The 7,739-nt window shown below is 63.8% G+C and carries 6 protein-coding genes; 1 reads left to right on the top strand and 5 read right to left on the bottom strand.

What is annotated here, in order from left to right; translation table 11 throughout:
* Positions 1–549: 549 nt before the first annotated feature.
* From V3W47_RS16635 to V3W47_RS16655, 5 genes are all read right to left on the bottom strand, one after another.
* Positions 550–1,488, bottom strand: a complete 939-nt coding sequence (locus V3W47_RS16635) for an endonuclease NucS domain-containing protein (RefSeq protein ID WP_331826348.1) — start codon at positions 1,486–1,488, stop codon at positions 550–552.
* A complete protein-coding gene (locus V3W47_RS16640; protein ID WP_331826353.1) occupies positions 1,485–2,696 on the bottom strand; it encodes a restriction endonuclease subunit S in 1,212 nt (403 codons plus the stop codon). Before V3W47_RS16640 ends, V3W47_RS16635 begins: the two co-directional genes overlap by 4 nt.
* A 2-nt stretch (positions 2,697–2,698) precedes the next feature.
* Positions 2,699–4,201 carry a type I restriction-modification system subunit M gene (locus tag V3W47_RS16645; protein WP_331826349.1) on the bottom strand — a complete coding sequence of 501 codons (1,503 nt, stop codon included), beginning with the start codon at positions 4,199–4,201 and terminating at the stop codon, positions 2,699–2,701.
* A 108-nt stretch (positions 4,202–4,309) separates the two neighbouring features.
* Positions 4,310–4,993, bottom strand: a complete 684-nt coding sequence (locus V3W47_RS16650) for a transposase (protein ID WP_331826350.1) — start codon at positions 4,991–4,993, stop codon at positions 4,310–4,312.
* Between the two features lie 47 nt (positions 4,994–5,040).
* Positions 5,041–5,595, bottom strand: coding sequence for a helix-turn-helix domain-containing protein (locus V3W47_RS16655; protein ID WP_331826351.1), 555 nt, complete (start codon positions 5,593–5,595; stop codon positions 5,041–5,043).
* Between the two features lie 1,195 nt (positions 5,596–6,790).
* On the opposite strand from V3W47_RS16655, the gene V3W47_RS16660 reads away from it, so the two are divergent.
* A partial coding sequence (locus tag V3W47_RS16660) for a hypothetical protein (protein ID WP_331826352.1) occupies positions 6,791–7,739 on the top strand: 949 nt, incomplete at its 3' end.

The raw sequence follows: 7,739 nt of genomic DNA on the forward strand, positions 1-7,739 counted from the left end.
TCGGGGCCGGTGTGGGAACGCCGAACTGTGCTGCAACGTTGACAGTCAGCAGCACACAACACGTGAGCAGTGCCAGCATGGTTCGCATGCTTCTCCCTCCAGCCTGACGTATGAAAGACTTTCAGGTCAGGCGTGAAGCGCCCGTAACCATCGAGTGCCCGCCAGCAGCAACTCCACCGCTCGCGCTCCTCAGAGGGTGGAGCGCGGATGTACCTCAGTCGTGGGCTGAGGGAGGCGGGAGCAGGGCGGGCCGTGAGGGGACGGGCAGCGTCTCGTCCATATACCAGGTTGACAAGGACACCTCCTGCGCCGGGCTCACCATTGGCTCCGCACGTCCCAGGTGACCGAAATGAAGGACGTGCTTCTCAGCCGCGCTCATCTATAGCGTAGCAAGCTCAGTAGCAGCTCACCTTCATGAGTTTGGCGCGAGGTCGTGCCCGACTGCTCCAATCCTACGCCCAGACGCTGCTGCCTTGAGTGTCTCGCACCCTCGGCACAAGCTGTCCCTTCCGGAGCCAGTCGGCCCGCGCTCTGGTCGGCGTCACTCCGTCAGAGCAGGTGGCCGCCCGCGTGGTTCAACTTGAAGCTGACCCGGTACGTGTAGAAGCTGATGTCCGGGGCAACCTCCAGCGCGTACTGCAGCTTGGGGTCGTCCCCCAGGGCAATGATCAGGCCGCGCACCCGCTGCCCGTCGTCCGCCACCTCCCTCTTGACGTACCCCATGTACCGCTGAATCTGGCCCACGACCTGATCCGTCGCCTTCCCGCGCTTGGGTTCGACGACGAGCAGCTCGCTCCGGTCCTTGCTCACCGCGAGGATGTCGATGGGACCGGTGGCGGTCTGATACTGCTGCCCGATCACGTTGCCGCCCTCGTCGGCGTACAGGTCGTACTGGGGGCCCAGTTCGGTGTGCGCCCAGTTCGCCACAAGGAAGTTCTCCAACTCCTTTTCCATCTGGAAGCTGGGGTCGGCCACCGGAAGCGCCGCCGGGAGGCCCGCCGGGGCGGCACTCCCCGTCAGCAGGGCGATCTCCGGCCCGTACGCGGTGAGGTCGATGATCGTCGTGATGCCGCCCGACGAGTTCTGGAGGGGCACACTCATGTCCGAGCGCTGAATCGGCAGGGGGTGCCACTGCACGGCCCGTCGGTGAGGGAGAGGTTCCCCCGCCGCGTAGTGGTAGGTGCCCGTGACCTCGCCCACGCGCAGTTGGCCGGGGGTCCCGTCGGGCGACAGGATCACGTCGCCCACTCCAATCGCCTGGGCGATGCGCCAGAGCGTCGTGGCGTACTGGCTGATGGTGCCCCTGGACGCACCCGGGCTGGCGGCCTCCAGGCCCGGCCTCACCCGCTCCCGGAACTCGGGTTCGAGCAGTCCGAGCAGGGGCGTGAGGTCCTGTACAGTGCTGTCGTCGATGCCGATAAAGCCGTCCCGGATGGCCTGCGCCGCGAACTGGCTCCCCTTGCCCAGCATCACCTTGTAATAGTTCACGACGCCTCCTCCACCTTCACCCGCACCCGGCCCGTCAGCAGCAAGTCCATCAGCCCGCGCTTCTGCTCCTGCACCGAGGTCCTGAGCCGTTCCAGCGCCGAAAGCTCCTCGTCCAGCGTGGAGAGGACCGAGGCAATGGCTTGTTGCTCGGGGAGGGGAGGAAGTTCAACTTCTGCCTTCAAAAACTCTTCTGGCATGACTCGCCTGGCTTTTCGGCCACCGATAGCACCGCCCTCAAACTGGCGGTAGAACTCCTCCCTTGAAATGTACTCAAGCAGGAATTGCGGTTCTAAGCCCGGTAGAAAGTCGAAACAAGGGAGGTCTAGAGTAGATTCCAGGCCATCTAAATCTTTCGGCACCACTCCAAACGCACCGTTCAAGAAATCAAGCTTGCTAAAAATGAGTTGCCCTGCCCTGCGTTTGAAATACTTTGTATTCTCACTGCCCAACAATTTTTCCCGCTTCTCGTAAACGCCTTTTCCCCATAGCTTGACCGTAAGCTTTCGGGCCGTTGTTCCGTTCGAGCCGGGGACGCGACTTTCACGCAGGAACTTACTTAGGGGCTGTAATTCCCACTCCCCCTCAAACCCCGGTAGCCTCCGCTTGCCCGTCAATAGCGCCTCGGCCAGCCCGCGCTTTTGCTGCCGCTTGGCTTCGATCAGGCGCGACAGGATGGAAAGGGAATCGTCCCACTGGGAGAGGATGGCGGCGATTCGACGTTGTTCGGGGAGGGGTGGGAGGAGGATGGGCACGCCTAGAAAAGCATCCTGCGAGACGTTTTTCATGCCGCTACTTGTGCCTGTCGCCCTACCGCTTATAACTTCGCGCGTTCGACTCGATGCTAAGAAAAAAGAAAGCCACTTCGTGTCCGCGTTCACGCCTTCTTTTCTAATCTGCCATAGTTTATCTGGAAGAAAGAGGTTCTCGTAGTCCTGTTCTATGTATGCCGATGCGCCAACAAGTTCAGAGGTGTTAGCCCTGCTAACGATAATTGAGCCTGCTCGTGGATTTATGCGCGCCCTGTTTAAATCAGCTTGAAAAATACGTTTGTTCGCGCCCGGAGCAAACACACCGTAGCTCACTGCGCTGACTCTCAAAACACCCTTTTCCCCGTTCAAAGCTGGTTTGTCATCCCCATTTACACTGACTCCCGCCTCCATTGCGTTGATTACGTCTCGGAGATGCTGTCTTTTCCATCCGTCCGGCACTTTCAAAACCCCAACTCCCGCAAGTACCCCTGCATCTTCGCCCTGGCCTGTGCCCACTCCTGCTCCAATCCCTCTATTTCCACTTGCAGGGCGGCCACCTCGATTTCGTCGCCCGCTTCCTTGGTATCCACGTATCGCGGGATATTCAGGTTGTAATCGTTGGCGGCAACTTCCGAGACAGGCACGGTCCGGGCGTGCTTCTCCACGTCCTGCCGGGCGCGGTACGTCTCTACGATCCGCCGCAGATCGGCCTCACGCAACGTGTTCTGGTTCTTCCCGGCGGCAAAGTCGCGGCTGGCGTCGATAAACAGCACGTCCCCCCGCTCCCGGCCCCGGCGGAACACCAGCAGCGCGGCGGGAATGCCCGTGCCGAAAAACAGGTTGGTGGGCAGGCCGATCACGGCGTCCAGCAACCCGGCCTCGATCAGCCCCTGACGAATCTTGCCTTCGGCCCCACCACGGAACAGCACGCCGTGGGGCACGACGACCACCATGCGCGAGCCGACCTCGGTGAGGCTGGCGACCATGTGGGAGATGAACGCGTAATCGCCCTTACCCTTCGGCGGGATGCCGCGCGTGAAGCGCCGGTGCCGGTCGTTCCCCACGTCGTCCGCGCCCCACTTGTCGAGGCTGAAGGGCGGGTTGGCGACCACGACCTCAAACTTCATCAGGCGGTCGTTTTCCAGGTGCAGCGGGTTGCGGATGGTATCGCCCCACTCGATGCGGGCGTCGTCCACGTTGTGCAGGAACATGTTCATGCGGGCCAGGGCGTAGGTCGAGCCGTTCTGCTCCTGCCCGTAGATGGCGTAGTTGCGGCTGCCCGCCCGCTGCACGTGCTGGGCGCACTTGATCAGCAGCGAGCCGCTGCCGCAGGTGGGGTCGTAGATGCGCTCGCCGGGCTGCGGGTCGGCGAGGCGGGCCATCAGCTCGGAGACCTCGGGCGGGGTGTAGAACTCGCCCGCCTTCTTCCCGGCCCCGGCGGCGAAACGGGAGATCAAGTACTCGTAGGCGTTGCCGATGATGTCGAGGTTGTGCACGCGGCTGGGGCGCAGGTCGAGCTTGGGGTGGTTGAAGTCCTCCAGCAGGTGCCGCAGGCGGACGTTGCGCTCCTTGGTCTGCCCCAGGGCGGCCTCGCTGTTAAAGGAGATGTTGCGGAACACGCCCGCGAGCTTGGCCTTGTTCGCGTCCTCGATGGCGAGCAGGGCCTGGTCGATGATCTCCCCGAGGTTGTCGGCGTTCCGCTGGCGGTAGAGGTCGAGGAAGAGCGTGCCGGGCGGCATTAAGAAACGGTCGCGCTCCAGGCGGCGGCGGATGCGCTCCTCGTCGTCCCCGTACTGGCCCCTGAGTTCGTCGTAGTGGTCCTGCCAAACGTCGCTGACGTACTTCACGAACAGCATGGTCAGGAGGTAGTTCTTGTACTCGCTGGGGTCCACGGTCCCGCGGAAGGTGTCGCAGGCCCGCCAGAGAATGGCGTTGACTTCGGCTTGATCGATCAGGTTGGTCATAGCAGGCTGAGCCCTTTCTAGCGCGAAAGACCTTCGGAGAGGAGACGGGGTCAACGGCCCAGATAGTCCCAATGCAACTAGTGGGTCAGTTGACGCAGCCATAAGGTTTCACTGAACGACCTGAAGGGTATAGGCGCCGGACCCGCCCAAAGGATGTCGTCTCGCACGAGCCCGCTGTCGGCGGGCTCGTCGTTTTCCGCCCCAGACAAAGGGCGTAGGGTGGCTGTTCCATCCCCGTGCGCTGGCCTCCAACCACTCGATCACTTGCCCTGCACTGGTGGGGTGGTGGCCTGCCAATGCGCGACGAACCAGGATGCGCTGGATCGACTCGGCCATGTTCAGCCAACTCCCTGCCACCGGGGTGTAGAGCGGCATGATCCCCTGCCGCATCAACCAGCACACCAGCTCCGGCGTCTTGTGCCCCGTCAGGTTGTCCATCACCAGCAGCAGGCGCAGGGTGGGCAGGGTGTCCAGCAACGTGAACTTCACGCTCAATCCCTCCTGCCAACGTTCCCAAGCCGCCCGGTTTGCTGCCGGTGGCAACGGTGTTGCCACCGGCAGTTGCTCTAGAACTTTGGTCAGGGTCTGCTGCATCCAAGGGTGTAGCACGGCGTTGGTGCAACTGGTGACGCCTCGAACGCGCACCTGACCGCTGGCCGGATGGAAGAGGGTCAGCAGCTTGGCCGTCCCACCCCGAACCCACTCGTGCGCAAGACGGGCTGGCTCCCCTTCAGGGTGCCAGCCCGTCCCTGGATGAGGAATGGCCTGGTACGGTCCAGCCTCGTCTTCCACCCAGACCGCCAGGCCTTCACCTTCAGCTTCGAGATACGCCTGCTCAATCAGCTTTTTTTCGCCTCGGCATCGGGGTCTGTGACCACCACAACGCCCGTCTTCCGTTGCCGCTTGGCCGTGCCTGTCTCACACCAGGTGCGGTCCCGCTGCCAGGTCAGCCCTGCCTCGTGCAAAACACCCAGGATGGTGTACGTACTCAGGTGCTCGAAACCGGCTTCACGGCGCAGCACGCGTTGCAGGGTGGTGAGGGACCAGGTGGCCGTGCCGTCCTGTTCTCGATCCGGTTTCCGGCGTGCGGTTTCCAGAATGCGGTTCCGCTGAGCGGAACCGTAAATGACGGGGGGACGTCCACCTGGACGTGTTTCCAGTGCTTTGAGGCCATGCTGATTGAACCGCGCGACCAAGTGGGCCACCCCGTCGCCTGATTTTCGCCCCGCCTTACGTGCCGCCTGGGTGTAGGGCAAGCCCGCCGCCACCCCCAGCAGCGTCTTGGCGCGGCTGACGACTGCCGCTGCGGTGTGGTGCGACCGACTGAGCCGCACCAACTCGGCGCGCTCTTCATCCATCAGGACACGGAGCGGGTTCTTCTGGCGGCGAGGCATCTTCAAAGCCTACTTCTACGTCAACTGACCTACTAGGGGTGACCTGAGAGTAGGAACAGCGGATTACTCTAGCGACCTCAACCGCGCTTTGAGCGACGTTGCAAAGCTCTATTGCCATTCAATTCGACTCTGCAACAGTGTTTCGCAACACGGGAAGTGCGTGTTCTCCGCACAGGCGGAGCGGACTTAAAAACGACCGTTTCCGCACGAACCAGTCAAAAGACCGTCGTGGACATGTCCCCAGCATTTTGGATACGGCATCAAAATGTAAGATGGCTTACTAAAGTAGTTCGCTGTTCGCGGTCTCAAGTGGCCCCGAGAGCTATTTGCTTGACACCCCACGTGTGCGCTGGCGAGGAGTGCAACCCTCACGGCCCAGCAAGACCAACTTTCGGACGAGCTGCGGCGGTGGGCTTGACATCTGCACCCGCGCGCGTGCCCTGCTCTGTGCCCGACTCCCACCCCCTCGCCGAGCTATCCGCCCTCGACCTCCGTCTCCCCAGCCCGTTTCGTCCCAGGCCCCCCGTGGCGAAGTTAGGTTGCCTAGCGCACTGAAGCCGAGCCGCCTGTACGGCCTGTCAGTAGGGATGGCGACGATGATGCTCGCCCGAGCGGGCACACAGCTGATGGTCGCGCCAGACCCTGGCGCGGGAAGCAGCTGCCGCGAGCTGCTCTGGCTCGAGGAGTTGCGCTCGGTGAGCAGCGTGATGGGGGGTCCCACTTGTCACGTGGGGGCGCGCGCAACCACGGTGTGGGATGTGATGACACCTGAGCGCCACCCTACCGCTGCCCCAGTCGTCCTCACTTGCGTGCCGGGGGCGCGCGCACCCACGGTGAGGGACGTGACGACACTTGACCGCCCTCCCGCCACCCTCCGCCCCGTCTCCCCTTGCGTGCCGGGGGCGCGCGCACCCACGGTGACGGATGTGGACACGCCCCCGATCCGTCCCCCCACCCTGACCTGCGTTACACTGCCAGACGACCCGGACATGGCCGAGCATCCCATGAACGGGTTCACCCCCCGCGCGGCCTGGCAGCCGTTACTCGCAGAGGGTGTCCGTCTCGTAAAACTCGAAGTTGTTTCCGGACTGGCGAGTCCGGAGGCATCGGCCTGTGCCCAGGATACGCACCTGGGCGTGCCCGGTCAACGTGCCGGGCGGGGACCTCGTCCCCAGGACCGCGCTGGAGCAGTCGCATGACCGTTGACGTTACCGTCATCCGCCAGCCCGCCGGGCAGCGCACCCTGGCCCTGCGCGAGTCCTACCTCGCCATCTGCGAGGGGGACAAGTGCGAGGCCCACCTCCTGAACGCCAACGAGCGCTGGTACGGCTACAAGCTGGCCCAGCGCCAGCAGGCCCGGCACACCAACAAGGTCGCTGTGAGCGGGGGCGAGATCCCCGAGGCCGACGAGTCGCTGTGGGTCCATATGAGCGCCGACGAGTGGGTCGGCGAACTGTTAGGCATCTACGACGAGAAGACCCTGCGCAAGAAGCTCGCTCGACTGGTCGAGCGGGGCTTTCTCGCCACGCGCACCAATCCCAGGCGCAAGTGGGATCGCAAGCCCCAGTGGATGTTCATGCGCTCCGCCGTGCAGGCCGCCGTGGACACCTGGGAGGCCGGGCGACAGCCCCCCGAACTCGACCCCAGCCCGGCGGACGAGCGGGAAGACAGCGCCCAGGAGCACCCGGGCGAAGACGCCGAGAGCACTCGGGCAAATGTCCGAATGGAGTCGGGCAAAGTTCCGGATGGAGCCGGGCAAAGTTCCGCGTCCAACCGGGCAAATGCCCGTAGCAATACCACAGGGGTCTTCTCTCAGGGGTCTTCTCTCAGGGATCCTTCCCAGGTGGTGGTGCATTCCAATCTGGAAGACAACACGCGCGCGCGCGCAAGCGAAACGGCCGCGCCGGTGGCCGAACCCAGCCCGCCACCGCACACCACCACGGGGGACGCTGCGCGAGAAGAGGGGACCCCGGTGGACATCCCGAGCACCGCGCACCCCCAGCCGCCTGTCGGCGGCGCCGCTGACGCGGCGAACGGCGAGGACACTCCCACCGTCACGGACGAGGATCTCAGGTCGCTTGGAATTCTGGACGATCAGGCCACGTCCGTACAAAAGGTTCCGGGCGGCGGGGCGGCGGGCCCGG

The organism is Deinococcus sp. YIM 134068, assembly GCF_036543075.1.
GTDB classification, from domain to species: domain Bacteria; phylum Deinococcota; class Deinococci; order Deinococcales; family Deinococcaceae; genus Deinococcus; species Deinococcus lichenicola.